Here is a 24,282-nt window from a genome sequence, read left to right as displayed (position 1 = left end):
GACCTGGATCGATGCTCAAGAGGGCCGGGTTTTCCGGCCCTTTCCGTCCCCAAATTCTTTGGCAATTCATGCTGGCGGTTCGTCGCATCTCGTCCTAAAACCCGCCGACCATTTTCGATCGGAGACTTGCCGTGGACGTCAAAGAAGTCAGAAAGTTGGATGCGTATCTGAAGCGCGTATTCGGCAATCCCAAGATCCGCGTCGTGCCGCGGCCGAAGAAGGACGATTCCGCCGAAGTCTATATCGGCGAGGAATTCATCGGCGTGCTGTTCGTCGACGACGAGGACGACGATCGCTCGTTCCAGTTCCAGATGGCGATCCTCGAGGACGATCTCGTCGATCAGGAATAGTCTCTCCTGGGTCATTGCTGCGAGCCAACGGGCCGCGCTATGCGTGGACCGTTGGCTCAATGATGGACCGCAGCATCACGGCCCCCTCATTCGACTTCCTTGTAAGAATGCGCAGCGCGCTGCGGGCTACAGGAGACGCGTCTTGCGTCCGCGCCCCATGCTGACATCCTGCGCCCGAAATTGACTTCGAAAAATACGAAACATCACAGGCGCTTGGCTACTGTGCATGGGGTTGTTTTCGCAGTTTCTGCTTTGGACGCCAGGCCGAACGGCCACGCTCAGCCCTTCGGACCGCGCAATTGCGCCGTCAGCCTGTCCATCGCCCCCGCCACCTCGCTCCATTGCGAGAGCCAGCTGCGTGGAAAGCGGAAGGTGAGGTCGGCGCCGCCGACGCGGCGCTCAGACAGGCACATGCCCGGCGTCGCCGCATCGCGGGTGCAGCGCGCCGTCAGCGCCGGGCTTGCGGCGGAATAGAGGTCCTCGCTGCCGTAAGGGGTCTCAGTGCGAAACATCCGCATCATCAGGCCGTCCACGGGCGTCGCCGCAGCCTGGTCGAGATAGCGTGGATAGATCGTGGCCATTCGCTGCTCGGGCGAGAGCGCATCGTGATGCGCCGCGATCGACAGGAAGATGCGGTCGATCGTCTGCACCGCCGCTTCCACGGTGTCGGCGGTAACGTGCTTCGGCGCGCCGGGCGGATCGAGCGAGGGATAGAGGAAGTCGAGATCGATGCGCTCCTGCGGTCCGGAGTGGCGCTGGATCTTCATGCGGATTGCGTTGACGGGCAGGTTGAACAGCGTGCCGCCGACGCTCACCGGCAGCTTGTCCGGGGCGTTGGCGCCGCCGGTGCCCCAGGTCGGCCACAGCAAATAGGCGACGAGCGCGGCCGCGCACGCCGCAGCAATGCCGCCGAGCACGACCGGGACGACATGCGCCCGGGCGCGCATGCGGGAGGACCTGAAGGGAGCTGCCGAGAACACCGTCATGAGCTTGCGAAGTCGAACCGGACGTCGGCCGATGGCCGACGAATCAGCGGCGAATATGCCATGCGGCGGCGATTTCGCGCAGCGCTCGCGGCTGCGGCAGGCGGAGACGGCCCTGCGCGGGAGGGGCGGCGGCATTAACCTTCCCTTAAGGATAATGTAGCGTTAACCAGCACGATTTGTCACAGGAAGGCGGTGGCGTTGCGTAAGGGCGGACCGTTCCGATGACACCTGAAGCTCTCAATACCTTCTTCTCGATCTGCATCGGTTTCGCGCTCGCCGGCGCGCTCGTGAACGGATATCAGGCGGCCACGCAACGGCCCGCAGGCTTCGGCCTGCTGCAGGCCGGCGTGGCGCCGAAGACGTTCGCGGCGGTGCCGTTCCTGGTGTTCGCCGCGCCCTTCATCATCATGCGCAACACGCTGCGCGGCCTGCGGGTGGAAAGCCGCCGCGCCGAGTTCGTGATGATGGCGACGCTCATCGCCGGCTTCTGGAGCATGATGAGCGGCACCTTCTTCCTGATGACGCTGCGCGCGGCCGGTGTTCTGGGCTGACGCCCGGCCGATGGTCCTGGGTGGCCGGCCCTTTGCCTCTTCGCCGCCGTTTCGCTATGGCTGAGGTCGACGTGACAGGAGACCTCCATGGCGATCTACGAGCTCGACGGGCAGGCGCCCGATCTTCCCGCCGACGGCAATTATTTCATCGCGGAGACCGCGACCGTGATCGGCCGCGTGCGCCTGAAGCCGGGTGCGAGCGTCTGGTTCGGCGCCGTGCTGCGCGGCGACAATGAGTGGATCGAGATCGGCGAGGGCGCCAATGTGCAGGACGGCTCGCCCTGCCATACTGATCTCGGCTTTCCGCTTCACATCGGCAGGAACTGCACGGTAGGCCACAACGTCATCCTGCATGGCTGCACCATCGAGGAGGGCGCGCTCATTGGCATGGGCTCGATCGTGATGAACGGCGCCAAGATCGGCCGCAACAGCATCGTCGGTGCCGGTTCCGTCATCACCGAGGGCAAGGAGTTCCCCGAGCGTTCCCTGATCATCGGCTCCCCGGCGCGCGTGATCCGCACGCTCGACGACGCCCAGGTGCAGAAGATGGGGAGCGCGGCGAGGTTCTACGTGGCCAACGGTCCACGTTTCAAGAAGGGCCTGAAGCGGATCGGTTGAGAAGCCCGCGGCCCGCACGCCGCGGTTCCGCACCGTAAGAATACAGGCTGGGATTTTAATCCTCCGCTAGCGCGATCACGCTTATCCTTGAGCGTTTTCAACCGGGAGGAGCGGCGCCATGGATGCGACGGTGCTGGATTCCGGCTTTGCTGCCGGAACCAAATTATTGAAGAAGTTTGTCAGGTTCGCGCGCGGCACCGACACGCTCACCGTTGCCGAGAAGGTGTACAGCATTGCCGCCTTCCTTGGGATCGTCACCACCTTCCTCATGGTGATGTCGGTCCAGTCGGTGCGGCTGCAGACGACTTATCGTCACATGCATGCCTCGTCCGCGGAGGCGGCGATCGGCGTCGGACACATCAATGCGCTGATCTACGCCATCGTGATGGAATCACGCGGCATCTACATGTCGGCCGATCGCAGCGCGGCGAAGCAGTTTGCGGACGGGCTGCTACGGCGCAACCGCGAGCTGGCCGAGGCCGTGAACAGCATGGACAAAAACGTCGGCGACGACGACGCCGAACTGTTCGCGAGCTTCCGCCAGCGCATCATGCAGTTCATCGACTTCCGCCAGGAGCTGGTGCGGCGCGGAGTGGAGATCAGCCCGGCCGCGGCGCGCGAATGGGGCGCCAACGACGCCAACCGGACCGTGCGCAGTGAGCTCAACAGCGATATCGAGGCGCTCGAGCGGATCTATAGGCAACGCGCCAGCGAAGCGGACGAACTGGCTAACGAGAACCACTATGCGGCCGCCTATCTGTTCGCGCTCGGGCTTGCCGCCCTGATGCTGGCGGCGTTCAACGTCGTCGTCATGCGCAGCTCGGTCGTCGGCGCGCTGTCCGAAATCACGCTCGCGACCGACCGGATCGCGCAAGGCGACGTCAAGAGCGAGGTGCCGCATCTCGGCCGCCACGACGAGATCGGGCGTCTTGCCCGCGCCGTGCAGAACTTCCGCGACGCGGTGGCACGCATCTTCGAGCTCGAGGAGCTCGAACTCGGCACCGCGCAGGCGCGCGACGCGGCGATGACCGAGCGCGACCAGTTCAACGACAAGTACCAGGCCAAGAAGTGGCAACTTTCGGCGGCGATCAACAGCATGCCGCAGGGCCTGATCATGCTCGACAGCAAGGCCAACGTGGTGGCGATGAATGCCAACTACCGGAAGATCTACAATCTGCCCGACACGATTCAGGCTGGATCGACGCTCGAGGAAATCCTCCAACACCGGGTCAAGAGCGGGCTGTTCAATGGCGACGTCGCGAAATATGTCGCAGGGGTCCTCGGCCGCATCGCGAGGCGCGAGCCGACGGCCTACGAAATCGCCTTGAACGACGGCCGCACCATCAAGATCTACGAGCGTCCGATGGACGGCGGCGGCTGGGTTTCGGTGCAGGAGGACGTGACCGAACAGCGTCAGCGTGAGCGCATTCTCGAGCGGATGGAGCGCTTCCTTGCCACCATCATCGAGAACGTGGCCGAGGGCATCATCGCCAAAGATGCGCGCAATTTGCGCTACGTCTTCGTCAACAAGGCGGCCGAGAAGATGATCGGCATGACGCGCAGCGAGCTCATCGGCAAGACCGCGCGGGAATTGTTCTCCGCGGAAGCGGCCGAATTGATCGAGCGGCGCGACCAGCAGCTGCTTGCGCAGAAGCAGCAGCTCGAGCCGATCATCGACACCATCGACAATCCGGCGCGCGGGCGCCGCGTGATTTCTGCGCGGCGGGTTCAGATCGGCGGCGCCGGCGAAGAGTCCCACATGTTCGTGACCATGGTCGAGGACCGGACCGAGAAAATGGTGGCGGCCGCATAGCCGTCGGTGTGCACCCCACGAGCGGCGCGTCAGCGCCCTTCGGATTCGCTCGCTTCGATGGCGCCGGCGACCTTCTCGTGGCCGGCGGCCCACGGCGCATGCTCATCGCTGCCGTCGAGGTAAGGATTGGCCTCGCGCGGAATGCTGTCGCGCGCGGCGCGTTCGCCCTCCGCAAAGGGATCGCGATCGGTCATCGTGATGTGCCTCCTAAGGCCTTCAAGCCGATGTGACGGCATTCGTTCCGGAACTGGACTTCGCAGCGGCGGTTGACCGGTAAAGGAGAACTTCCGATGGCTGCATTGCGTGCAATCGGCTCACTCAGGACCATGATCCTGGTCTTCGCGCTCGCGGCGATGCCGACTGCCGCCGTCGCGCAGGCGACCGGCGGGTCCACAGGATCGACCGGCGGCGCTGCGGGATCGGCTGGAGGTGTCGCCAACTCGCCGGCCCCGCCGCCCGGGACCAACAGCCTGGGCACGGCTCAATCTTCCGGACCGGGCTCCGGAGTCACGACCGGCACAGGCGCCGGCGGCGCGGCTGATGCGACCGTCAATGCCGAGAATCGTATGCTCGACAAGAAGCTCAAGAGCATCTGTCGCGGCTGCTGAACGCTCGCGCGGAAGTGAGGCAGTGTGGCTGTCCGGAATGCCCAAGTGACGATAGCTTGATCCCACTTTGAAGCGTGGAGCGTGTCCGCGCAGAGGATCGAGTGATGTTACGCAGGATGATAATGGCGGCGCTGGCCGTCACCGTGGTCGGGCTGTCGGTGCCGCAGGCGGCCCAGGCGCGGGGCTTCGGACATGGCGGCTTCGGACATGGCGGCTGGGGTCATGGAGGTTGGGGTCATGGCGGGGGCGGCTGGGGCCATGGCGGCCATTGGCGTGGCGGCGGCTTCTGGCCCGGGGTCGCGATCGGGGCGGGCATCGCCGGCGCCGGCTTGTATGGCGGCTATTACGGCTACGGCTATGGGTACCCCTATTACGGGGATCCCTACTATTATGGTACCGGCTACGGCTACGATGATGGCTATGGCGGCTGCTACGTGGTGCGCAAGCGCGTCATGACGCCGGCAGGCTGGCGTATCCGCCGCGTCGACGTCTGCGAATAGCGTCCTTCACGCCGGCTGACCGGCCAAAAAAACAAGGCCGTTGACGCAGTATACCGTCAACGACCTTGCCAGCCCCGGACATTGAAATCGGCTCACGCCATCCGGTAGCCGCGAGCATCGCGCGGAATCACACGGGTGAATGTGATCCAGTTCACAAGTCGAAAAAATTAGTCGCGGTTTCGTGAGCTGCTCAGCCGCGCGAGCCCTTGCGCGCACTGGCATGGACGCGGTGCCGCGCCGGTTTCCTGCGGGTAACCGTGGGTGTCTCAACCTCGGTCGCCCGTGCGCTGGCAAATGACTGCCGCAGGCCGTCGATGGACTCGTTCAGCGCCGCGACCTGCTCGGACAGGCGCTTGGTATCGGCCTGCTGCGCCGCCATCAGCCGCTTCATGGTCTGGAGCTGATCCTGCACCACCTGGAGCTGGTCGATCGATTCCTGTTGGGTCGCCTCCAGCCCCTTGGTCTTCTCGACGAGCTGCTCGGAGGCCTGGGCGGTCCGTGCCTGGAGCTGCCGCGATGCCACCACCCGGTCGGTCTCAGGTGCGGCCCCGGTATAGGCACGCCAGATCGCGATCGAGGTGACCCCCGCGATCAGGAGCAGGAGCGCTGCGGCGGTCAGCGCGATGGGCTGGGCGCCGAGACGAAGAAGGGGGGTGGACGGTGTGTCCTGGGCGAGATCGATCATCGGTCACAAAACCCAAATTGAAACTTGGTGAGTGGCGAAGACTGGCAGCCAGAGGCGGCCGGGGCGTCCCGAAAGCGCTACGTTTCGGCAAGGAATGGGACCAAAAAGAGGCTGAGCGCCGAAAAAGGCAACCGATCCAGTCCTTTCGGCTGGATAGGCGTCCTCATCGAAAGGCGAGTCCCGCAAGAATACGGCAGCAACCTCCCGGCGAAGTCCTTCCGGACAACGGACCCGCCTTCGCGCATGCCTGCCGAAGCGTCCGTCGTCTGATCAGCCTGATGCACGTGCATGGCAGGGCAGGTCGGCATCCGCGTCGATGCGGGTGCGGCTTCTTCCATCGCGATAGGAACAACCGTAACGCGCGTCCGTTCGGGAGGTGGTCTTTTCCCAAGCCCGAGGTCTTTCCCCTATGTATCACCACGTCAAGAAACTGATGTTCACCGTTCGCGTCGACGAGCCGGACCCCCGTTTCGGGAACATGCTGCTTGAACAGTTCGGAGGTGCCAACGGCGAGCTGGCCGCCGCCATGCAATACTCAATTCAGGGTCTCAATTGCGAAGATCCGGATCGCAAGGATCTGCTGATGGACATCGGCACGGAAGAGCTGAGTCATCTCGAAGTCGTCGGCACATTGGCGCGCATGCATCTGAAGCCGTCGAAATTCGACCGGCAGGCGGCCGAGGCTGATCCGCTGATCGCGATCGCCGGAGGCGGTGGCGTCAATCTGTTCAATTCGCAAGGCAACGCCTGGACCGCCGATTATCTGAAGATCACCGGCGAGCTGGATGTCGATCTGCGCAGCAACATCGCGGCGGAAGCGCGTGCCAAGATCGTCTACGAGCGGCTGATCAATTTCTGCGACGACGCCGGCAGCAAGGATGCTCTGCAATTCCTGATGACCCGCGAAATCACCCATATGAAGGCGTTTGCCCTGGCGCTCGAGAGCATGAGCAAGCCCGCTTTCAGCATCGGCCGCATCGCGCCGACGCCGGGTCTCGTCAACCAGTTCTTCAATGACTCGACGGGGGCCGGCGATCACGGCGAGATCGACACCCGCGGCCCGTGGAATGAGGGCGGCGACTGGGTCTTCACGGAGTCGCCGGCGATCCAGGCCGGCGAGCCCGGGCCGGCAATCGCCATCGTGACCGAGAGCTCGCCGCCGGTGGACGAAGCCGGGCTCGGCGATCTCCTGCTCGACGAGCTTCGCGATATCCTCCACGCCGAGAAACAATTGACCAAGGCGCTGCCGAAAATGGCGGAAGCGGCGCGGTTCGATCAGTTGCGTGAGCTGTTTGAGCTGCATCTTGCCGAGACCGAGGCTCAGATCGAGCGCATCAACGAATGCTTCGAGCTGCTCGGCAAGACCGCACGGGCCAAGCCCTGCAGAGGAATGATGGGTCTCGTCGAGGAAGGACAGGAGATCATTGGTGAGGGTGAGGACAAGGAGGACGCAGCCGCCGATCTCGCCTTGATCGGCGCAGCGCAGCGCGTCGAGCATTACGAGATCGCCGGCTACACCACCGCGCGCAACCTCGCGCAGCAGCTTCGCCACAGCGCCATCGTCGCTTTGCTGTCGAAGTCGCTGGCGGAGGAGGAGAACGCGGATCAGCTGCTCAACCAGGTCGCGCGGTCCCTAATGTCGGTCGCGAAGATGCCGGCCGCGGTGGAGCAGACGGAGTAGGGGCAAACTGCATCGCCCAGGCTGTTCCGGTCGCGAGCCACATGCCGCTGCACTCGCCGCGGCATGTGTGCGTGACCGGGGGACGGATTCATGTCGATGGACACGCCGCAAGGCCGCACCTTCCTTGGTGTTCCTGATGCCGGACAGCAGGCGTTGTCCGGCGTCAGCATTGCGATCTTCGGTGCAGCGGAGGCGACCCCCCACTTGCCCGGTCGGGCGAGCCATGCGGCTCGGGCTCCGTCCGCCCTGCGTGACAGCACGCAGTCGATCGCGTCAGACTTGCTGCGGTGGGACTTCGACCAGGATGGACCTCTGCTCGCGCCCGGACTGCGGGTGGTCGACCTTGGTGATCTCGCAACGAGCCCGGCGACGCCGCTGGAGAACCGCGCATTGATCTCCGCGACGACGGCGTCGATCGTGAAGGCGGGCGCCGTGCCCGTGCTCCTCGGCGGCGACGATTCCGTTCCGATTCCCTTTTTCGCCGGCTTTGAATCGTGTGGTCCGCTCACCATCGTGCAGATCGATGCGCATCTCGACTGGCGCGACGAGCGTGGCGGTCTCAAGCACACCTTCTCGAGCACGATGCGCCGCGCCAGCGAGATGCCGTGGGTGGAGCGGATCATCCAGGTCGGCCAGCGCGGCGTTGGCGGCTCGCGCGGCGACGACCTCGCCGATGCGCGCGCCTGGGGCGTGAGCTTGTTCAGCGCTGCGTCGGTACGGCGACACGGCGTGGAGCCCATCCTGGCGCAGATCGCGCCGGACAGTCGTTGCATCATCACGCTCGACTGCGACGGGCTCGACCCCGCCGTGATCCCGGGGGTGCTCGTTCCCCAGCCCGGCGGCCTCTTCTATCTCGACATCGTCGAGCTGCTGCACGGCATTGCCGCCCGCGCGCGGATCGTGGGTTTTGACCTCGTGGAATTGGTGCCCGATGCCGACGTCCGGGGTCTTGGCGTCCTCGCCGCATCCCGCATCCTCTGCGTGGCCCTGGGATGCATCGGGCGCCAGCGCTCGGCGTTGAGGGAACGCCGCCCGAAAGCGAGGTGATCAGGTGTCCGGCTGAAACGGCGAGAACGGTCCGGAATAGGTCTTCGACCGCGGCGCCGCGTAGGGCCCGAGCCGCGATGTCTTCAGCCCCAGCCGCACCAGTGATTCCGCCAGCGTCACCGCGGCCGCGACGCCGTCGATCACGGGCAGGCCGTGCGCGGCGGCAAGCTCGCTTGCGAGATCGGCCATGCCGGCGCATCCGAGCACGATCGCCTCCGTGCGATCGTCGCGGATGGCGGCGGTGATCTCCGCGGCGATCTTCGCAAGCGCATCCGTGTTGCGCTCTTCCAGCGCCAGAACCGGCACCTCGGCAGCTCGGACGCGGGCGCAGCGATCGGCGAGGCCGTATTTCTTCAGATTATGCTCGATCGGGACGATCGAGACACCGAGTGTCGTCACCACGGCAAAGCGCGCCGCGATCAGGCTCGCCATGTGGAAGCCGGCTTCGCCAATGCCGATCACCGGCACTTTCGCCACGGCGCGGGCGGCATCCAAGCCGGTGTCGTCGAAGCAGGCGATGATGTGAGCCTCCGCACCGTCGCGATCGGCCTCGCGGATGCAGCCGAGCATGCCGGGCACGGCGAAGGCTTCGTCGTAAAATCCCTCGATCGAGACCGGGCCCATCGTCGGCTGCCGCGCATCGATCACCGTGCCGGGCAGGGCGACCGCGCGCGCCGCGGCGGCGATCTTCGCCGTCATGGATGCGGTGGTGTTGGGATTGACGACGTGCAGCCGCATCGGTCCAGACAAAGTCCTTTCTCAGACAAGCACGTTATTAGACGAGTCCTTGGCCGGCGTCCGAGCCCTTGGCCGCCTGCCGCTTGTTGAGCATGTGGATGGTGCCGAGCGCAAGGGTGATCACCGTGAACGAGACCGCAGAGATCACGGTGCCGAGCGCATAGATGTCGGGGTTCGTCACTGTCGTGGTCAGGCCCTGCAGATCGAGCGGCAACGTGTTCACCGCCCCGATCGCCTGGCTGGAACGGGCAAGCTCGTCCCAGGACAGCGTAAAGCCGAACAGGCCGATCCCGATCACGGAGGGCAGGATGATCGGCAGCACGACATGGCGGAACGTCTGCCACGGTGTGGCGCCGAGATCGCGCGCGGCTTCCTCCAGGCGCGGGTCGAAGCGATTGAAGATCGCGAACATGATGAGCAGGCCGAACGGCAGCGTCCAGGTCAGATGCGCCCCCAAGCCCGAGGTGAGCAGGCCCATCGACGTCTCGAAATTCTCGTTCCAATGCGCCTTGATCAGGTCGTCGATGATGCGGAACTCGAGCGAGATGCCGAGTGAGGTAATGATCGAGGGCACGATCAGGCTGGCGATCGCCGAGTAGAACAGGATGCTCTGCGCCTTGAATTTTCTGCGGAAGGCCATGCCGGCAGCGACCGACAGCACGACGGTGACGATCATCACGATGACGCCGAGCAGCAGCGAGCGGCGGAAGGCCGCGCCGAGATCGACGATGCCGGTGCCCTGGAACAGCTTCGCGATCCAGAAGGTCGACACGCCGTTCATAGGGAAGGTGAGGCCGCCCTGCGGCCCCTGGAACGACAGCACGTAGATCGCGATCATTGGCCCGTAGAGAAACAGCACGTAGGCCGCGAAGAAGATCGCGAGCACGTAGAAAGAGCGCGGCCGTCCTTCCTTCATGCTCTAGAGCTCCTTCTTGATGTCGACGATGCGCGACATCATGGTGATGATCAGGAAGGTGATGGCGAGCAGGATCACCGCGTTCGCTGCCGCGGCCGGGAATTGCAGCGCGTTCACGCGCGTCTCGATGATCTTGCCGGCGGCGGCGATCTGCTGGCCGCCCATCACGCCGATGGTGATGAAGTCGCCCATCACGATAGTGATGACGAAGATCGAGCCGATCACGATGCCCGGCTTGGCGAGCGGTATGATAACGTTGACCAGCGTCTGGAAGCCGGTGGCGCCGGCGTCATAGGCGGCCTCGATCAGCGATTTGTCGATGCGCACCATCGAATTGAAGATCGGCACCACCATGAAGAAGGTGAAGAGGTGCACCAGCGCCAGCACCACCGAGAATTCGGAGAACAGCAGCCACTCGATCGGGTGATTGATCAGCCCCGCTTTGGTGAGGCCGGAGTTCACCAGCCCGTTGCGGCCGAGCAGCGGAATCCAGGCGATCATGCGGATCACGTTGGAGGTCCAGAACGGAATCGTGCAGAGCAGCGACAATCCCATCTGCCAGGTCTTGGACTTGACGTGGAAGGCAAGGAAATAGGCGACCCAGAAGCCGATGAAGAGGGTGATCGCCCAGACCAGGAAGCACAGCTTCAGCGTCTTCAGGTAGGTCTTGGCGATGGTGCAGAGATCGGGGAGCTGCGCGATGCAGCCTTCGAACGTGTCGGTGTAGCCGCGGCCGGAGAGAGCCGGCAGCAGCTGATATTCGTTGTAGTCCCAGAACGAGACGATGACGACGAAGACGAGCGGAATGAGGAAGAAGGCGAGAAACACCAGCATCATCGGCCCGGCCTGGAGCCAGGAGATGAAGGACGGCGACAGGCGCGTCGGCTTTGCCGCGCGCGCCGTGCCCGACCCCGGGATCAGGCCCGGGGATGCCTGTTGCAGGACTTCTTCCGACATGTCCATTACGCCGCGATGAACTCATTCCATTTGCGGACCATGTAGTCGTTCTCGTCCATCACCGCGTTCCAGCACGCGACGCCGCCCATGCGGTCCTCGTAGGAGCCGCCGTCACGCACCGCGCCGGCCTTCTCCAGCAGCGAGCCGTCGGGCGCCTTGATGTCCTTCTCGGCCGGCTTGCCTTCCATCCAGTACGCCCATTCGTAAGGCTCCATGTGCGCCTTCGCGGTCGGGAGCACGGCGGAGTAATAGCCCTGGCGGTTCAGATAGGCGCCGGCATAGCCGGACAGGAACCAGTTCACGAACTCATAGGCCCATTCGAGCTTGGCACCCGACACGCCCTTGGAGACGCAGAAGCCCGAGGCCCACGAGCGATAGCCTTCCTTGAGCGGCTGGAACGTGCAGGGGATGCCCATCGAGCGCACCTTGGTCACCGCCGGCGACCACATCGACTGGATCACGGTCTCGCCCGACGCCATCAGGTTGACGCTCTCGTTGAAATCCTTCCAGAAGGCGCGGAACTGGCCGGCCTTCTTGGCTTCCGTCATCACCTTCATGGTGAGATCGATCTCTTCCTTGGTCATGTTGCCCTTGTCGGCGTATTTGTACTTGCCGGTGGCTTCCACGACCATCGCGGCGTCCATGATGCCGATCGAGGGGATGTTGAGGATCGAGGCCTTGCCCTTGAATTCGGGATTGAGCAGCTCGGCCCAGGTGCTGATCGGACGCTTGATCAGGTCGGGGCGGATGCCGAGCGTGTCGGCGTTGTAGACGGTCGGGATCAGCGTGACGAATTCGGTCGCCGACGTCGCGAACTTCTTGGAGTCCTTGCCCTCGAGATAGAGCACCTTCCAGGGCGCGGTGCCCTGGCCGCCGATCTTCTTGCCGCCGGGCGTCTCACCCTTGGTGAAGACGGGCGTGATGTTGTCGAATTCCTTGATCTTCTTGGCATCGAGCGCAAGGATGTTGCCCGACGGCACCAGCTTCTTCAGCGAGAAATATTCGGTGTCCAGCACGTCGAAGGAGTTCGGCTGGGTCATCACGCGCTTGGTGACGTCGTCGGTGGTCGCGGTGATGTATTCGATCTTGATGCCGGTGTCCTTCAGGCACTGCTTGGAGATGTCGTCGCCCTCGTTCACGGCGGTGCCGAGATAGCGCAGCACCTTCGCATCGGCCGACTTCACATAGGGAAAGCCGGTGATGGCGCCGGAGCCGGCGGCAAGGCCGGCGAGACCCGCGGTGCCCTTCAATAGCGTGCGGCGGCTGACGCCTTTTGTCCTGGTCGTCTCGGTCATTTCGCTCACTCCTCTGTGTTGCGCATTCTCTGTCGTGACGGACGCTATTGCAGGCGTTGCGCCTTGGCGGGATCCCAGGTGGCCAGCACGCGATCGCCCGGACGGAACGGGTGGACGTCGAACGTGGCTTCGGGAAGGTGGGAGAACAGGGCAGTGCCGTCGTCGAGCGTGAGCGAGACGGCGATGTAGGAGCCCTGGTACTCGGTCTGGGTCAGCAGCGCCGGCGCGCCGAACGCGCCGTCAGCGAACGGCACGATGCCGAGCTGATCGGCGCGTACGGCGATGAGTTTGCCGGCGTCGCTGAGGACGTTGTGGCCGCCGATGAAGCGGGCCACGAACTCGGTGCGGGGATGGTGGAAGATGTCGCGGGCCGTGCCCTGCTGCTCGATCTTGCCGTGGTTCATCACCACGATGTGGTCGGCGAGCGCCATCGCCTCTTCCTGGCCGTGAGTGACCTGGATGAAGCTGATGCCGAGCTCGCGCTGCAGCCGCTTCAGTTCGCCGCGCATCTTGACCCGCAGGAACGGATCGAGCGCCGACAACGGCTCGTCGAGCAAGAGGATCTGCGGCTCGGTGATCAGCGCACGGGCGAGCGCGACGCGCTGCTGCTGGCCGCCGGAGAGCTGCGCGGGCAGGCGGGCCGCATATTGGCTCATCGCCACCAGTTCGAGCAACTCGCCTGCGCGCTTGTGGCGCGTCGGCTTGTCGATGCCGCGCATCTTCAGGGCGAAGGCGACGTTGTCGAGCACGGAGAGGTGCGGGAACAGCGCGTAGGACTGGAACATCATCGCCGTGCCGCGCTCGGCGGGCGGCAGGTCGGTGACGTTCTGCGCGCCGAGGATGATGTCGCCTTCGCTGACCGCCTCGTGGCCCGCGATCATCCGCAAGGTCGAGGTCTTGCCGCAGCCGGAGGGGCCGAGCAGGCAGCAATAGGTGCCGGCCGGGATCTTCAGATTGACGGCGTCGACTGCCAGCGTCGTGTCATAGCGCTTGGTGACGGCGACCAGTTCGAGGGCAGCGGGAGTGGCCATGGCGTGTCCAAGGAGGGGCGGTGCTACCGCTCTCTCCGCAAGCTCCGTGCCAACCGCCTCCTGGCCGGCCGAACTCCGAAACTGTGCAGCGGAGTCAGATCGTTAGATCGAATCCGGCGCCTTCGTTGCGCGCCTCCCATGTTCAGTCGTCTGCACACAAAACGGGCGAAGATTGTATAAAGTTTCGCCTGTGATTGGATACAGCTCGTCGACTAACATTCGTGGCGAACGTCGTCGATCGAGTCCTCAAACCACGCCTCGACCTAATGGCTGCCAAGTCCCGCCCCAAATCCGACGCGCCAGATGCGAGTGATCGCGTCAGCCGCATCCGGGAGGGTGTGACCGCAGCGATCCTGGAGCATCGGTTGCTGCCGGGCACCAAGCTCGGCGAGGACGAGATCGGCGAGATCTACGGCGCGAGCCGAACGCTGGTGCGCACCGCGCTGCAGCAGCTCGCGCATGAGGGCATCGTCAACATCGAGAAGAACCGCGGCGCCTTCGTCGCACGGCCGACGCCGGCCGACGCCCGCGAAGTGTTCGAGGCGCGGCGCCTGATCGAGCCCACCATTGTCGATCACGCCATCGATGCGGTGTCGCCTGAATGGATCGATCGCCTGCAGCACCATCTCACTGAAGAACGCGAGGCCGAGCTGCGCGGTGACGCCCGTGCCTCGGTCCGTCTCTCCGGCGAGTTTCACAAGCTCGTCGCCGAGATGAGCGGCCACAGCATCTATCTCGGCTTCCTGAAGGAGCTGATCGCGCGTTCCTCGCTGATCATCCTGCTCTACCGCCGCCACGACACGCCGGCCTGCGGCACCGATCATCACGCCGGCATCGTTGCCGCGATCCGCAAGCGCGACAGAGAGGCCGCGCGCGCGCAGATGCTGTCGCATCTGAGCGAGATCGAGGCCGAGCTGTTCTTGAAAGATCCTGCAGCCGACGAGCTGCGGCTCGCCGATGTGCTGGGCGCCTGATCCGCACCGATCGCAGGCGGCGTGACATCGCCGCCGGAGCCAGGGTCCGCCTCAGTGACTGCGTTCTGCGGCGAGCTGCCCGTCCGGGGTGATCTCGTAGTCGCCGTCCCGCTTCGTCATCCATCCTGACCTGACCATCTCCCGTGCCAGCTGTACCGAGCAGATGGGATGGTTACCTCCTGGGTAATACAGCCTGTCATTTCGGACGAGCAGGTGGCCGTACAATTGGGCATGGCGCAATGCCCTGCGCATCCCGGGTGATGGATCTGTCATGCCGGTTCAACCGCGAGCGCGCTGAAGGTTCCTAATCGACGCCGTGCCTTAACGGCATTTCTGCTCGCCGACTGCCGGAGAGGAACCCTGATCTTGTCGCGTCGTTTTGTTCGTGCGTGAGGAGGCGGTGTCATGAACGTACGGGATGAGCACACCCGGTCGCTTTGGATGGATGTCTCGGTCGCGGACGTGCCGGCATTGTCCGGAACGATAGGCACGGATGTCGTCGTCATCGGCTCCGGAATTGCCGGCCTATCGGTCGCCTATGAGCTGGCCGGCCGTGGACGCTCGGTCGTCGTGCTGGACCGCGGCAGCATCGGCAGTGGAATGACGGCTCGCACCACCGCGCACCTGGCCACTGCACTCGACGATGGTTACGCCGCCTTGGTTAAGGTGCGCGGGCTCGACTGTGCGCGGCGCTATTATCAGAGCGTCGCCGCCGCGATCGATCGGGCTGAGGCCGTCCAGGGAGCCGAGCACATCGATTGCGACTTCCAGCGCGTCGATGGTTACTGGGTGCAGGCACCCGAAACGTCCACATCCGAGCTGGACGATGAACTGGACTGCTGTCGCAAGCTTGGGATTCCCGTCGAAAATTGCGTCGATCCAACCCCGTTCCATGCCAGGGGTCAGGTGCGTTCGCTGCGCTTTGCCAGCCAGGCGCGCCTGCACCCGACCAAATACCTCGCGGGTCTGGCAGGCGCACTGAAGCGCCGCGGGGCACAGCTCTACGCCGACACCTGTGTCGAGAGCATCCGCGAGCAGCATGGAGAGATGGTCGTGACGACCGCTTCAGGCCACGAGGTTCACGCGACCGACGTCGTGGTCGCAACCAACTCGCCCGTCAACGTGCAGGTGGCGATCCACACCAAGCAGGCACCCTACCGCACCTATGCGCTCGCCGCGAAGATCGCAGCCGGCGCGCTGGAGGATGCGCTCTATTGGGATACGCTCGATCCTTATCACTATGTCCGGCTGCAGCCGTTCTCCGACGACGAGGACATCGTGATCGTCGGCGGAGAAGATCACAAGTCGGGTGAAGCGAACGACGGCGCACAGCGCCTCGACGCGCTCGAGCGCTGGGCGCGCGAGCGGCTGCCGGATTTGCGCGAGGTCACGCATCGGTGGTCCGGCCAGGTGCTGGAGCCGGTTGATTTCGCCGGCTTCATCGGCCGCAGTCCCGGCGAGGAGCATACCTTCCTCGTCAGCGGCGATTCCGGGCAGGGGATCACGAACGGGCTCGTCGCCGGTCTGTTGCTGACGGATCTGATCACGACGGGCGCGAGCCCGTGGGAAGATCTCTACGCCCCGTCCCGGAAGATTCAGAGGAACATCGGTGAGTTCATCAGCGAGAACATCACGCCGCTGAAGAATTTTGCGGAATATCTTGCGGCGAGCGAGATCACGAGCGTCGAGCGGCTGCGGCCCGGCGAGGGGCGCATCGTTCGCAGCGGCCTGAAGAAGATTGCGGCGTGTCGGGACCGCCACGGACATTTGCATCTGCATTCGGCAAGCTGCACCCATCTCGGCTGCGTCGTGCACTGGAATGCGCTGGAGCAGTGCTGGGATTGTCCGTGTCACGGCTCGCAGTTCGCACCCGACGGCACCGCGCTCAATGGTCCCGCGGTGTCGCCGCTGGGCGAGGTCGAGAAGCCGGCCAATCTTGAAGCCGCAGAGTGAGATGGCTCGCCCCAAAAAAGTTGCGCCCAGCCATTGGGGGATGGCTGGGCGCGCGCGAACCGGTCTGGGACGGGGAGGGGTGGGGATGTGACCGGGCCGCGTAACCTGTTGTCTCGTTCCTACTGATCCTTCGCACTGGCGGTGGAGACCGCCGGCTTGGTATCGCCCAGCGACACCCAGACATTGGGATCGCTCTGCGACTGGCGCTTGACGAAGCGGTAGCCGGTCTCCGTCCAGGCGACGACATTCTCGTTCTGATTGTCGAGAACGAACTCGCCCTTGTCGGTCTTCACCGTCAGCACGGCGTGTCCTTCGCCCTTCTTGTCGCGCACGACGGTGATGAGCAGGGCCTCGCGCGGCCATCCGGCATCGATCAGCATCTTGCGCTTCAGCAGCACGTAGTCTTCACAGTCGCCGTAACCGTCGGTCGGCAGCGACCACTTCTCGATCACGCCCCAGTGCTCCTGGTCAGTCAAAGGCTTGACGGTCTCGTTGACCCAGCGATTGACCTTGACGAGGTCGCGCCATGCGGCTTGCGACATCACGATGTCGCGCGGCTGCGTCGGTGCGCCCTGGCACTGGGCGGCATTGTCCGCACAGAATTCGACCCAGCCGATCGGTGCACGCGTGGTGTCACCGAGGCTCGCGTAGAGCAGACGGCTTTCGCCGGCCTGCGCTGCCGCGCTGATCCCGAAGAGCATGGCGGCCAGCGCCAGCCCTTTCCCCTGTCCCCTGAAGTCAAACATTGCGGCCCCCGTTTCTTGTTGGGACCACATTGCGCACGGAGCTTTTGAGCTGCCGCTAAGTCATCCAAGTCAAGTCGAGACGAATACAAGTAAAAACCGCGGCGAATTCGATCTATGCTTGAATCGAATTCTCGTAAAATTTGAAACAACTGCAATTGATTCAAATTTTATCGATTAACGCGGAAACGCTGGCGGAACCGCCATTTCCACATGCAAACCGGCCGCGCGTTAACCTGCGCGCGGCGCATCTCGCGACATGAAAAAGGCGGCGTCCGCATCGCGGAGGCCGCCTTCACGGCTGGAAATACGAGTGTTTTCGCGCTCTGGCGCTTTACCGCGCGGTAACGCTCTCTTCGAGTGTCTCGATCGGCTGCTCGCGCAGGAACTCCAGCGCGAAGCCGTCTTCGAGGTTTCGGACCACGCGGCCCTGGACCCGGCCGAGCAGAACCGTCGATTTCAGCGGCGGCCGGTTCTCCGCGGCGATGGCCGCGCCGGACAGCGACAGGTCGATGATGCGGCAGGGCATCTTGGTGCCGTCCTCGAGCGTCAGCACCGCGATCGGGTTGCGCGGCACGATGCGGTCGTGACGGCGGTCCTCCGGCAGATTGAGGATGTCGCGGTTGGCGAGCCAGGTCAGCTGCGCGGCGAGCTTGTCGCGCTTCCTGGGCGTCGCACCGATCGTCATGGCGAAGCCGTTGTCGATGATGCGGGTGATCTTGCCCTCGACGCGGCCGATATGGTCGAGATAGGCGACCACGCGGTCGCCGACATTGCCGATACCGGGGGCGAGAAGCGCGAGCCCGCCTGGCGACATGTTGATCACCTGGCAGGGGAATTCGCGGCGGTCCGGCAGCATGTAGCGGCCGAGCAGGTGCACCTTCACCCGCTGGAAGCGCCGACGCTCCTCGGCGGCCGGAAGAAATTTTTTGTTCGCCAACGCCATTTTCAACACCCGACCCCCCGCCCGGGCGGAGTCCGGGACGACCCTAAGGTGCATAGGGTTAATGCCGCGTTAGGATCGGGGGCGGCGGTCACGGACTGACACAATGCGTTCGAAAAGCCACACCGAAAAGGCCCGGCGGGGGCCGCTCAAGCCGGCCTTGCTGCCCGCCGCTGCAGCAACAGCAGCAGCGCCAGCAGCAGCGCGGCCGACAGGCCGAGCGACCAGTGAATGCCGATCGCAGCCCCAAACAGCCCGACGGTGATGCCGCTGAAGGCCCGCATCCCGAGCCCCGCCATATTGTAAAGACCGACGACGCGGCCGCGGATGTCGTGCGGCGCGTTCAGCTGCACCAGCGCCTGCGCCATGGTGTTGAACGACAGCTCGAAGAAGCCGGCGCAGAACAGCAGCACGATCGCGACCGGGTAGATCCGCACCATTGCGAAGCCGAGCAGCGCCGCGCTCCAGAGCATCGCGAGCAGGATCGCGGTGCGCGGCGTGCCCTTGAGGCGCCCCCAGGATTCCAGCGCGATAGCGGCGAGCACCGCGCCGGCGGCGTCCGCCGCGAGCAGCACGCTGTAGGAGACGCCGGGATCGCCATGGCCGAGATCGCCGGCAAAGCCCGGCATCTGGGCATGGTAGGCATTGCCGATCATGAAGGAGGTGAGGCCGGCAAGCCACGTCATCGCCGTCAGCACCGGCTGGGTGCCGATGGCGCGGATGGTCAGCACGATGTCGGCGAGGCCGCGCACGGCAAAGCGCCGCGCCGCCACGCTTCTGTCGCGCGCGGGCGCCCAGAACAGCCAGAGCAGCATCGGCAGATAGAACAGCGTGTTGAAGATGATGCCGTGCGAGCTGCCCAGCGTCAGCATGATGATTCCGCCGACGGCGGGCCCGACCAGGATGCCGAGATAGCGCGCCATGGCATTCAGCCGCACCGCGCTCGGCAGATCCGCAGGGCCGACGAGGTCGTAGAGCAGGAGCTGGTTCGGCGTCTGCCAGAGCACGCCGGCGCAGCCATGGATCACCAGCAGCAGCATCGCGTGCCACATCTGGATCCTGTCGGTGATGAAGAAGAAGCCCCATCCGGCGGAGGCGACGATGAACAGCAGCATGCCGCACTGAATGATGCGGCGTGGGTCGAACCGGTCGGCGAGCCCGCCCACCGCGACCGAGAACAGGAGGAACGGCAGCCAGTGCGACAGCACCGCAAAACCCGCCAGCGCCGGCGAATGGAATTTCTGGAACACCACCCAATAGCTGATCACGTGCTCGATATTGTCGGCCATCATCGCCAGCACATAGGCGATGAACTGCAGCCGATAGGGCACGGACTTCATCGCCGCGAACGATCCGGACGCGGCCGTGGGATTTTGGGGGAGGGGGTTCAAGCAATCACCAGGAAGGATGTCATTGGGCCATACACGCTCGTTGGTGAGCGCTCAAGACCATAGGGGGTGTGGGTACCTGCCATGCACTGCAGCCACTTACTCCGCTGTCATCCTGAGGTGCGAGCGAAGCGAGCCTCGAAGGATGGGCCACAAGCACCCGTGGCCCATCCTTCGGGGCTCCCTGGCGATGCTGATGCATCGCCAGGGAGCACCTCAGGATGACGGCGGTGTGTGGCGGGCTCTGAAGCGGAGCTCGTGGCCGCAGTCGTAGCCCGCATGAGCGGAGCGACTTCCAGGGTCGCTTCTCCCGCATATCGCTTCGCTCATGCGGGCTACGACTGCTAGTCCAACCTCTTCACGTACACCGCGTACGGCAGTCCCAGAACAGCCGGCGCATCCTGCACCTTCACGAATCCCATGCGCAGATACATCGGCAGTGCGACCGTCATGATCGGCGTCGTATGCAGCGCGATGACGCCTGCCTGGTCGCGCTCGGCGCGGCGCAGGCATTCTTCGGTCAATTGCCGGCCGATGCCCTTGCCGCGCGCGCTGGGGTCGACCACCAGCATGCGGATGACCGGCCAGGCCGGACCGAAGAATGTCGGCTTCGGCGCTTGCGCACCGACATAGGCGACGGCGCCGACGATCTGGCCTCCGTCTTCGGCAACGATGATCTCGCCTGCCTTGGCAAGCAGCGGCATCTTTGCGACGTTGGCCGTGAACAGCGGCCAATCGGAATAGTGCTGCTCGAATTGCGCAAAGGCCGCCAGAGCGACGCGCACGACAGCTTCCGCATCGTCAGTCCGATAGTCGCGCAGCATCGGCATGGCCTCCGTCCGTAGCCCGGATGAGCGAAGCGATATCCGGGGCTTATCTTCCCGCATGCCGCTTCGCTCATGCGGGCTACGAGACTGCTGCTTGGCACGACCTCGTATCTCACATACGCTTGTCGTCAGCCCGCACCATCAATCATAACAGACGGGCACCGAGGAAACAGCCATGCAACAGATCCGCGTCTGCACCCACGCCGGGCCGGGCTCTGAGCCCGTCATTCGCACGGTGCCGTGGCCGAAGGTCGGCAAGAAGGCCGCGCTGATCAAGGTCGGCGCGTGCGGGGTCTGCGGCACCGATTTGCACATCCTCAAAGGGCATTGGCCCAAACCGCTGCCCTGGCCGTTCACGCTCGGTCACGAGCTCGGCGGCGTCATCGTCGAATGCGGCGACGAGTTCACCGAGGACTTCATGAGCAAGCCGCTCGAGGTCGGATCGAAAGTGATGATCCCGCCGCTGATGCCCTGCGGCCATTGCTATTACTGCATCCATTATCCGCAAACGGCCAACAAATGCCTGACGCCGGTCTATTACGGCCGCTATCTCGGCTTCGACAAGGCGCCGCACATGTGGGGCGGCTGGGCCGAATATGTCTATGTCGATCTCGACATGCTGCCGGGCACCAAGGTCTACAAGCTGCCCGACGACATGTCGCTGCGCCTGGGCGCGCTGTCGGAGCCGCTGACCTCCTGCATCCGTGCCTTCAACCGCGCCAGCCGCGCCGGCGGCTTTTCCTGGGGGGATACGGTGGTGATCCAGGGCTCGGGGCCGATCGGCATTCTGGCAGTGGCGGCCGCCAGGGAGATGGGGGCAGGGCGCGTGATCTGCGTCGGTGCGCCGGAGCAGCCGCGGCTCAAGCTCGCGCGCGAGTTCGGCGCCGAGGCGACCGTGAACATCGAGCAGCTCAAGTCGCCGCAGGATCGCATCGATCGCGTGCGGAAAATCGTGGGCGGCTTCGGCGCCGATCTCGTGATGGATTGCTCGGGCCACCCCTCAGCCGGCCCCGAGGGCATCGAGATGCTGCGTGACGGCGGCACCTATGTCGAAATGGGCCAGTTCACCGACGCCGGCTCGATCGACACCTCCTGGCACCGCATCTGCACCAAGGACCTCAACGTGCTGGGATCCTGGGGCTTCACCGGCAACGATCTGCCGCTCGGCGTCGACATGCTCTACCGCACGCGAGGCAAATATCCCTGGCTCGAGATGCAGACGATCTATCCGTTCACGGAAGAAGGCGTCGCGCAGGCCGTGAAGGACGCGATGGCGATGAAGACGGTGAAGTCGACGATCGTGCCGTGGCCGGAGCTGGTGGAATAGGCCATGCTGTCCATTCCACCCGATCTCGCGGCGTTCCTGGTCGAGGCCAAGCGGCGCACCTATGCCGGCCTCGACGACGATGCCACCGTGGCGACGCCGCTGCTGTCGGGCTCAAAGCAGCTCGAGCACCGCGCGCCGCCCTTTGCCTATCGCGATATCTATTTCGGGATGGGATTTTTCGTCGGGCAGGAGACCGTCTCGCGGGACGACCGCGTCGTCTGGTCGATGAGCTACAGCGGCGGCGTCCGTGCAGAGATCAGGGATCGGGACAGCATCCTCGCGACCTACAAATTCCTGCGCCAGGCGCTGCTGGGCGTAAGCATCGAGCAGCCCTATCGGGGGCCACGCCTGTTCGAACAGGATGGCATGATCTATCGCAACGACGTCGAAGGCGCGCTCGATCGATTTGGCGGGGTTGAGACGATCGCGGGGCAGGACGGCACTTTGCTGTACGAGCTGCGCTATGGGGGTGGCCTGCTGCGATAAGTGGCGCGGTTTCTCGCGATCCGCGGTTCAATTCTCCGCGAAAACGTTCATCGCTTGTTTCCATCTGAAGTTGATGTATCTATGCTGCGCATCCCCAAAGTGACCCCGAGCGCCATGAACACATCTGCCGACATGCCAAATTCCGCGCTTGCGGCTCTCATTCCCGACGTCGATCGGCTCGCGACGGAGGCGATGGCGGTCTGGAAGGTGCCGGGCGTTGCGCTTGCCATCGTGCAGGACGGTGACGTCGCGCTCACGCGCGCCTATGGCCAGCGCGATGTCGAGGCCGATCTGCCGGTTACGCCGCAGACGCATTTCGTGATCTGCTCGATCACCAAGTCGTTCACCGCTACCGCGGTCGCGCTGCTGCATAATGACGGCTTGCTCGACTGGAGCAAGCCGGTCCGCGATTATTTGCCGGAGTTTCGCCTCTCGGATGCCGTCGCCACCGAGCGCGTCACCATTCGCGATCTGCTCAGTCATCAGTCGGGGCTGCCAAGGCACGACTGGATTCATATGCCGGGCGACCTCTCGCCGGCCGAGATGCTACCCTTGATGCGGCATCTCGAGCTAAGTCGCGACATTCGCGCCGCCTGGCAATACAACAACCTTTGTTACAACGTTGCCGGTCTCCTGATCGAGCGGCTGAGCGGGCAGAGCTTTGAAGCTTTCCTGCGCAGGCGCCTCACGGATCGGCTCCGCATGAATGTGAGCTTTTCGGTGGACGAGCTCGAAGTCGGGCCTGAGCCGGCGCGGCCCTACATGATCGACGTCAATACGCGATTGCCGGCGTTGCGGCTGCCGATCCGCACCACCGCTGCCGGCGCCATCAACACGTCGGTGGCTGACCTCGCCAACTGGATGCGGCTGCATCTCGGCAAGGGCGAGTTCGCCGGCGAGCGCCTATTACCGGTGGAACTGATCGGGCAGCTGCACGCGCCGCTGGCGTTCGTCGCCAAGTCGGAGTTTTCCGAGTTCGGCCATGGGCATTACGCCCTCGGCTTCCAGACCAATACCTATCAAGGGGAGCGCATCGTCTCGCACAGCGGCGGCTGGATCGGCTGGGGCACGCTGATGACGCTGGGGCCGGACGCCGGCATCGGCGTGGCCGTGTTGACGAACCGCAGTCCAAGCGAGGTCACATCGATTCTGACGTATTATATCATCGACCGGCTGCGCGGACGTGAACCGGTCGATTGGCTCGCGCGCTTCCGCAAGATGCGAGACGACTTCATCGCACACATTCCGGCCGATAAAGAGGCGCGGGAGAAGACGCGCCACAAGGATACCAAGCCGGCCCACGAGCTGGCCGCCTATGCGGCCGACTACGCCCATCCAGCCTATGGCGTGATATCAATCCGCGAGCAGGAGGGCGCACTGCACTGGTCGTGGCGTGGCATGAGCGCGCCGCTGTCGCATCGGCATTTCGAGACATTCGTGACGCCGGAGATCGTCGGTGAGCTCCATCCGGACAATCTCCCCATCAGCTTCCAGACCGACCGCGACGGCAATATCGTGCACCTGTCGGCCCCCCTGGAGCCGATGGTGAAGGACATCGTGTTCGAGCGCCAGGCCGCCGGCGCTTGTACGGATCCTGCGTTTCGCCAGCGCTGTGCCGGGCATTTCAGGAGCGGAAGCGTGAACCACCACGTGATCCTCGACCCGGACGGCCGGCTGCTGCTGAAGCCCGACTTCCAGCCGACCTATCGTCTCGAGCCGCAGCAGGGGCGCAGGTTTAGCATCGTCGAGTTGGATGGTTTTGCCGTCGAGTTTCGCGGCGAACACGACCAAATCGATCAGATCGTGTTTCACCAGCCGAACGGTGTCTTCGTCGCCGACCGCATCGCGGATCAGGAGTGAAATCG

General features: G+C 64.4%; 25 protein-coding genes. 13 read left to right on the top strand and 12 right to left on the bottom strand.

The window, feature by feature from the left end; translation table 11 throughout:
• Positions 1–131 precede the first annotated feature (131 nt).
• Positions 132–350 carry a DUF3126 family protein gene (locus X268_RS20145; protein ID WP_007602550.1) on the top strand — a complete coding sequence of 73 codons (219 nt, stop codon included), beginning with the start codon at positions 132–134 and terminating at the stop codon, positions 348–350.
• Positions 351–628: 278 nt separating this feature from the next.
• Here X268_RS20145 and X268_RS20140 read toward each other — a convergent pair whose 3' ends face one another.
• Complete coding sequence (locus X268_RS20140) at positions 629–1,336, bottom strand: hypothetical protein (RefSeq protein ID WP_128926524.1); 708 nt, start codon at positions 1,334–1,336, stop codon at positions 629–631.
• A 221-nt stretch (positions 1,337–1,557) separates the two neighbouring features.
• On the opposite strand from X268_RS20140, the gene X268_RS20135 reads away from it, so the two are divergent.
• The 3 genes from X268_RS20135 to X268_RS39875 all read left to right on the top strand — a co-directional run bounded on the left by X268_RS20135 (position 1,558) and on the right by X268_RS39875 (position 4,318).
• Positions 1,558–1,887 (top strand): DUF6949 family protein, encoded by a 330-nt coding sequence (locus X268_RS20135; protein WP_128926523.1) that lies wholly within the window; start codon positions 1,558–1,560, stop codon positions 1,885–1,887.
• Between the two features lie 87 nt (positions 1,888–1,974).
• Positions 1,975–2,505 (top strand): gamma carbonic anhydrase family protein, encoded by a 531-nt coding sequence (locus tag X268_RS20130; protein ID WP_128926522.1) that lies wholly within the window; start codon positions 1,975–1,977, stop codon positions 2,503–2,505.
• Between the two features lie 118 nt (positions 2,506–2,623).
• A complete protein-coding gene (locus X268_RS39875; RefSeq protein WP_128926521.1) occupies positions 2,624–4,318 on the top strand; it encodes a PAS-domain containing protein in 1,695 nt (564 codons plus the stop codon).
• A gap of 29 nt (positions 4,319–4,347) precedes the next feature.
• On the opposite strand, the gene X268_RS39555 is transcribed toward X268_RS39875, so the two are convergent.
• Positions 4,348–4,512, bottom strand: coding sequence for a hypothetical protein (locus X268_RS39555; RefSeq protein WP_164937828.1), 165 nt, complete (start codon positions 4,510–4,512; stop codon positions 4,348–4,350).
• Positions 4,513–4,608: 96 nt separating this feature from the next.
• On the opposite strand from X268_RS39555, the gene X268_RS20120 reads away from it, so the two are divergent.
• Together X268_RS20120 and X268_RS20115 are read left to right on the top strand one after the other, a co-directional pair.
• The gene (locus X268_RS20120; RefSeq protein ID WP_128926520.1) at positions 4,609–4,926 is read left to right on the top strand and encodes a hypothetical protein; all 318 of its coding nucleotides are present in this window, start codon (positions 4,609–4,611) and stop codon (positions 4,924–4,926) included.
• Positions 4,927–5,030: 104 nt separating this feature from the next.
• Positions 5,031–5,426: a hypothetical protein gene (locus tag X268_RS20115; RefSeq protein WP_128926519.1), complete on the top strand. Its 396-nt coding sequence runs from the start codon at positions 5,031–5,033 to the stop codon at positions 5,424–5,426.
• A 190-nt stretch (positions 5,427–5,616) separates the two neighbouring features.
• Here X268_RS20115 and X268_RS20110 read toward each other — a convergent pair whose 3' ends face one another.
• On the bottom strand, positions 5,617–6,111 hold the full coding sequence (locus tag X268_RS20110; RefSeq protein WP_128926518.1) for a hypothetical protein: 495 nt from the start codon (positions 6,109–6,111) through the stop codon (positions 5,617–5,619).
• 409 nt (positions 6,112–6,520) lie between these two features.
• On the opposite strand from X268_RS20110, the gene X268_RS20105 reads away from it, so the two are divergent.
• Both X268_RS20105 and X268_RS20100 read left to right on the top strand, forming a co-directional pair.
• Positions 6,521–7,792 carry a DUF892 family protein gene (locus X268_RS20105; protein WP_128926517.1) on the top strand — a complete coding sequence of 424 codons (1,272 nt, stop codon included), beginning with the start codon at positions 6,521–6,523 and terminating at the stop codon, positions 7,790–7,792.
• A 90-nt stretch (positions 7,793–7,882) separates the two neighbouring features.
• Complete coding sequence (locus X268_RS20100) at positions 7,883–8,839, top strand: arginase family protein (protein ID WP_245477578.1); 957 nt, start codon at positions 7,883–7,885, stop codon at positions 8,837–8,839.
• Here X268_RS20100 and X268_RS20095 read toward each other — a convergent pair whose 3' ends face one another.
• Genes X268_RS20095 through X268_RS20075 form a run of 5 tightly spaced genes read right to left on the bottom strand, consistent with a single transcriptional unit; the run spans position 8,840 to position 13,776 of the window.
• Positions 8,840–9,577: an aspartate/glutamate racemase family protein gene (locus X268_RS20095; protein ID WP_128929326.1), complete on the bottom strand. Its 738-nt coding sequence runs from the start codon at positions 9,575–9,577 to the stop codon at positions 8,840–8,842.
• A 37-nt stretch (positions 9,578–9,614) separates the two neighbouring features.
• Positions 9,615–10,493 carry an ABC transporter permease gene (locus X268_RS20090; protein WP_128926516.1) on the bottom strand — a complete coding sequence of 293 codons (879 nt, stop codon included), beginning with the start codon at positions 10,491–10,493 and terminating at the stop codon, positions 9,615–9,617.
• A gap of 3 nt (positions 10,494–10,496) precedes the next feature.
• Complete coding sequence (locus X268_RS20085; RefSeq protein ID WP_128926515.1) at positions 10,497–11,456, bottom strand: ABC transporter permease; 960 nt, start codon at positions 11,454–11,456, stop codon at positions 10,497–10,499.
• Complete coding sequence (locus X268_RS20080; protein ID WP_128926514.1) at positions 11,456–12,745, bottom strand: ABC transporter substrate-binding protein; 1,290 nt, start codon at positions 12,743–12,745, stop codon at positions 11,456–11,458. The genes X268_RS20085 and X268_RS20080 overlap by 1 nt, the downstream gene beginning before the upstream one ends.
• Before the next feature lie 44 nt (positions 12,746–12,789).
• The gene (locus tag X268_RS20075) at positions 12,790–13,776 is read right to left on the bottom strand and encodes an ABC transporter ATP-binding protein (protein WP_128926513.1); all 987 of its coding nucleotides are present in this window, start codon (positions 13,774–13,776) and stop codon (positions 12,790–12,792) included.
• A 266-nt stretch (positions 13,777–14,042) separates the two neighbouring features.
• On the opposite strand from X268_RS20075, the gene X268_RS20070 reads away from it, so the two are divergent.
• Positions 14,043–14,750 carry a GntR family transcriptional regulator gene (locus X268_RS20070; protein ID WP_128926512.1) on the top strand — a complete coding sequence of 236 codons (708 nt, stop codon included), beginning with the start codon at positions 14,043–14,045 and terminating at the stop codon, positions 14,748–14,750.
• Positions 14,751–15,155: 405 nt separating this feature from the next.
• Complete coding sequence (locus X268_RS20060; protein WP_164937827.1) at positions 15,156–16,703, top strand: FAD-dependent oxidoreductase; 1,548 nt, start codon at positions 15,156–15,158, stop codon at positions 16,701–16,703.
• A gap of 119 nt (positions 16,704–16,822) precedes the next feature.
• Here the strand turns inward: X268_RS20060 and X268_RS20055 are convergent, their stop codons facing one another.
• From X268_RS20055 to X268_RS20040, 4 genes are all read right to left on the bottom strand, one after another.
• Complete coding sequence (locus tag X268_RS20055) at positions 16,823–17,449, bottom strand: transglutaminase-like cysteine peptidase (RefSeq protein WP_164937826.1); 627 nt, start codon at positions 17,447–17,449, stop codon at positions 16,823–16,825.
• Positions 17,450–17,780: 331 nt separating this feature from the next.
• The gene (locus tag X268_RS20050; protein WP_128926509.1) at positions 17,781–18,392 is read right to left on the bottom strand and encodes a PilZ domain-containing protein; all 612 of its coding nucleotides are present in this window, start codon (positions 18,390–18,392) and stop codon (positions 17,781–17,783) included.
• Between the two features lie 146 nt (positions 18,393–18,538).
• Positions 18,539–19,780 (bottom strand): MFS transporter, encoded by a 1,242-nt coding sequence (locus X268_RS20045; RefSeq protein ID WP_283818271.1) that lies wholly within the window; start codon positions 19,778–19,780, stop codon positions 18,539–18,541.
• Positions 19,781–20,121: 341 nt separating this feature from the next.
• The gene (locus X268_RS20040; RefSeq protein WP_245477574.1) at positions 20,122–20,607 is read right to left on the bottom strand and encodes a GNAT family N-acetyltransferase; all 486 of its coding nucleotides are present in this window, start codon (positions 20,605–20,607) and stop codon (positions 20,122–20,124) included.
• Positions 20,608–20,779: 172 nt separating this feature from the next.
• Here X268_RS20040 and X268_RS20035 point away from each other — a divergent pair, with 172 nt between their 5' ends.
• The 3 genes from X268_RS20035 (at position 20,780) to X268_RS20025 (ending at position 24,277) form a co-directional block, all read left to right on the top strand.
• Positions 20,780–21,931 carry a zinc-binding dehydrogenase gene (locus X268_RS20035; protein WP_128926507.1) on the top strand — a complete coding sequence of 384 codons (1,152 nt, stop codon included), beginning with the start codon at positions 20,780–20,782 and terminating at the stop codon, positions 21,929–21,931.
• Between the two features lie 3 nt (positions 21,932–21,934).
• The gene (locus X268_RS20030) at positions 21,935–22,417 is read left to right on the top strand and encodes a DUF5680 domain-containing protein (RefSeq protein ID WP_128926506.1); all 483 of its coding nucleotides are present in this window, start codon (positions 21,935–21,937) and stop codon (positions 22,415–22,417) included.
• A 114-nt stretch (positions 22,418–22,531) separates the two neighbouring features.
• On the top strand, positions 22,532–24,277 hold the full coding sequence (locus X268_RS20025) for a serine hydrolase (RefSeq protein ID WP_208764384.1): 1,746 nt from the start codon (positions 22,532–22,534) through the stop codon (positions 24,275–24,277).
• Positions 24,278–24,282 lie beyond the last annotated feature (5 nt).

This window comes from Bradyrhizobium guangxiense (assembly GCF_004114915.1).
In the GTDB taxonomy this organism is placed as follows: Bacteria; Pseudomonadota; Alphaproteobacteria; order Rhizobiales; family Xanthobacteraceae; genus Bradyrhizobium; species Bradyrhizobium guangxiense.
This window is presented reverse-complemented; position numbering and strand designations above follow the sequence as displayed.

Bases quoted from the DNA above. Each gene is read 5' to 3' on its own strand.
- X268_RS39875 (WP_128926521.1), top strand. From the start codon at position 2,624: ATGGATGCGACGGTGCTGGATTCCGGCTTTGCTGCCGGAACCAAATTA.
- X268_RS20130 (WP_128926522.1), top strand. From the start codon at position 1,975: ATGGCGATCTACGAGCTCGACGGGCAGGCGCCCGATCTTCCCGCCGAC.
- X268_RS20035 (WP_128926507.1), top strand. From the start codon at position 20,780: ATGCAACAGATCCGCGTCTGCACCCACGCCGGGCCGGGCTCTGAGCCC.
- X268_RS20040 (WP_245477574.1), bottom strand. From the start codon at position 20,607: ATGCCGATGCTGCGCGACTATCGGACTGACGATGCGGAAGCTGTCGTG.
- X268_RS20085 (WP_128926515.1), bottom strand. From the start codon at position 11,456: ATGGACATGTCGGAAGAAGTCCTGCAACAGGCATCCCCGGGCCTGATC.
- X268_RS20050 (WP_128926509.1), bottom strand. From the start codon at position 18,392: ATGGCGTTGGCGAACAAAAAATTTCTTCCGGCCGCCGAGGAGCGTCGG.
- X268_RS20060 (WP_164937827.1), top strand. From the start codon at position 15,156: ATGAACGTACGGGATGAGCACACCCGGTCGCTTTGGATGGATGTCTCG.
- X268_RS20115 (WP_128926519.1), top strand. From the start codon at position 5,031: ATGTTACGCAGGATGATAATGGCGGCGCTGGCCGTCACCGTGGTCGGG.
- X268_RS20025 (WP_208764384.1), top strand. From the start codon at position 22,532: ATGAACACATCTGCCGACATGCCAAATTCCGCGCTTGCGGCTCTCATT.
- X268_RS20075 (WP_128926513.1), bottom strand. From the start codon at position 13,776: ATGGCCACTCCCGCTGCCCTCGAACTGGTCGCCGTCACCAAGCGCTAT.
- X268_RS20120 (WP_128926520.1), top strand. From the start codon at position 4,609: ATGGCTGCATTGCGTGCAATCGGCTCACTCAGGACCATGATCCTGGTC.
- X268_RS20135 (WP_128926523.1), top strand. From the start codon at position 1,558: ATGACACCTGAAGCTCTCAATACCTTCTTCTCGATCTGCATCGGTTTC.
- X268_RS20095 (WP_128929326.1), bottom strand. From the start codon at position 9,577: ATGCGGCTGCACGTCGTCAATCCCAACACCACCGCATCCATGACGGCG.
- X268_RS20055 (WP_164937826.1), bottom strand. From the start codon at position 17,449: ATGTTTGACTTCAGGGGACAGGGGAAAGGGCTGGCGCTGGCCGCCATG.
- X268_RS20105 (WP_128926517.1), top strand. From the start codon at position 6,521: ATGTATCACCACGTCAAGAAACTGATGTTCACCGTTCGCGTCGACGAG.
- X268_RS39555 (WP_164937828.1), bottom strand. From the start codon at position 4,512: ATGACCGATCGCGATCCCTTTGCGGAGGGCGAACGCGCCGCGCGCGAC.
- X268_RS20110 (WP_128926518.1), bottom strand. From the start codon at position 6,111: ATGATCGATCTCGCCCAGGACACACCGTCCACCCCCCTTCTTCGTCTC.
- X268_RS20100 (WP_245477578.1), top strand. From the start codon at position 7,883: ATGTCGATGGACACGCCGCAAGGCCGCACCTTCCTTGGTGTTCCTGAT.
- X268_RS20090 (WP_128926516.1), bottom strand. From the start codon at position 10,493: ATGAAGGAAGGACGGCCGCGCTCTTTCTACGTGCTCGCGATCTTCTTC.
- X268_RS20070 (WP_128926512.1), top strand. From the start codon at position 14,043: ATGGCTGCCAAGTCCCGCCCCAAATCCGACGCGCCAGATGCGAGTGAT.
- X268_RS20080 (WP_128926514.1), bottom strand. From the start codon at position 12,745: ATGACCGAGACGACCAGGACAAAAGGCGTCAGCCGCCGCACGCTATTG.
- X268_RS20030 (WP_128926506.1), top strand. From the start codon at position 21,935: ATGCTGTCCATTCCACCCGATCTCGCGGCGTTCCTGGTCGAGGCCAAG.
- X268_RS20140 (WP_128926524.1), bottom strand. From the start codon at position 1,336: ATGACGGTGTTCTCGGCAGCTCCCTTCAGGTCCTCCCGCATGCGCGCC.